Origin of the sequence: Brumimicrobium mesophilum, from assembly GCF_003025005.1 — a bacterium.
In the GTDB taxonomy this organism is placed as follows: domain Bacteria; phylum Bacteroidota; class Bacteroidia; order Flavobacteriales_D; family Crocinitomicaceae; genus Brumimicrobium; species Brumimicrobium mesophilum.
In genome coordinates, this window is record NZ_PVSS01000042.1 from 1 (window position 1) to 1,741 (window position 1,741).

Annotated in this window: 2 protein-coding genes; both read right to left on the reverse strand. The window is 33.5% G+C overall.

What is annotated here, in order from left to right; translation table 11 throughout:
- Positions 1 to 5: 5 nt before the first annotated feature.
- Positions 6 to 614: a hypothetical protein gene (locus C6368_RS16920; RefSeq protein ID WP_107040396.1), complete on the reverse strand. Its 609-nt coding sequence runs from the start codon at positions 612 to 614 to the stop codon at positions 6 to 8.
- Between the two features lie 80 nt (positions 615 to 694).
- The coding region (locus C6368_RS16925) for a WG repeat-containing protein (protein ID WP_234369161.1) at positions 695 to 1,741 on the reverse strand (1,047 nt) is incomplete at its 5' end.

Sequence of the window (1,741 nt, forward strand, 5' to 3'; positions counted from 1 at the left end):
ACTTTCTATGAAAACCAATCTTTCAATTTAGCAATGAACCCCTTATTGGGTATAGCCATTGTTGTGGGTAGTGTTTTTTCTTTTTCTTCAGTCGGTTTTTGGTCAATTTTTTCGACACTTATTCCGTTTATGTACTCGTCAATCCATTTTCGGGCTTCCTTTTTAAGAATCCTTTCTATGTTTTCCAAAGTAGCTCCATCATAGTAATAATTGTCGCCAATTTCTTCAAGGCTATCCCATGCATGGTATAGTAGGTAGAATGTCATGATTCTATTGTCCATGTCGTTATTAATACAAACTTGATATAGTTGACGAAGACTTTTTCGAACATCAATGTCCTTTAATATTTTCAATAGTATGAAATGTGTTTGTGCTATAATGGCATCATCACATTCGAGCTCGTGTAGGCCGAGTTCGTCTAGAACCGCAGTCACATATGGACTAATTTCCCATTTTTCAATTGGTTCAGAAAATGAAGCTAGCATAAGGATATTTTCAGTCTCTTTACCTACCTGGATTAGGTCGATTGCCCAATCAACAGCAATTTTATAGTCAAAAGGTTCCAATGCTTTGTGACTTTGAACGAGTCTTTGTATTTCCTGATTATTGTTCATTTTTTATTACCCACAACGGATGGCGCTAAAAGGCGTTGCCGTCCCGAAGGGTGGCTATGATTTTTTAGCGTGTGTTATGGTTATTCATCTATTTCATCTCCATTTTCAAGAAGATACTTTTTTTTATCCTTGGTAAGATATGCTTTACCATTTTCAAAGGTAAATCCAAAATCATACTTGAATTCAGTGAGTGGTTGATTATATCTGTTAATTAATCCCCAATGTTCTCCCTTTTTGACTACTGCGATTTTTTCATTAAAATATCCAATGTCAGAATACAAGAATGGTATTATTTGTTTTCCAGTTGTGTCGATTATCCCCCAATATCCTGTTTTATTATCAGAGGATGAAAGGCATACAGAAACAAGACCATCCCTGATTTCATAAGCATTTGAATAGATAAATGGAATAACGGTATCTCCTAAATGATTAATACCACCAATTCGATTATTGCCCTTTACTAAAGAGATACCATCCGTGTAATTAATAAATATCCCATCATATTTAAGAGGTATCACTATTTTTCCTTTTAGATTAACAAAACCACATTTAATTTGCCTACTTTCATTTGAGGCGCATACACAGGCTTTTTCTTCTTGAAAAACACCATTTCTTGAACCAATAGATTCATATATAAACGGTACAATTGTTCTACCTTTTTTATTAATAACACCAAAGTATTTACGTGAATCTTTTGCAATTAATGATACTACAGAATATCCATTAACAAACCGTCCTGCATTGATGTATTTTTCGGGAGTGGTTTTCCCATTGTTTAAATTTTTATAGCCCCATTTTTTACCTGTTGAAACAGAAACCATCCCATCGCCAACAGGTCCAATTTGAAAGTAAATAGGAGGTACAACCTCATTTCCCAATGAATCAATTAACCCATATTTTTCTTTTTCGATTGAATACACAGTATAATACCCTTCAAAATTGGTTATGATTCCACCATATTTTTTTCCATAAGTTGTATGAATTAATGTATCTCGAGATTTATTTTCACTTTGTCCATAATTATTTTGGATGGAAAATGAGAGTATTCCAAATGTCACTATTACTAACCTATATGTTTTTTTGAGTAGATTCATAATTAACCATAACGTCCAAGCTACGTATTGTCG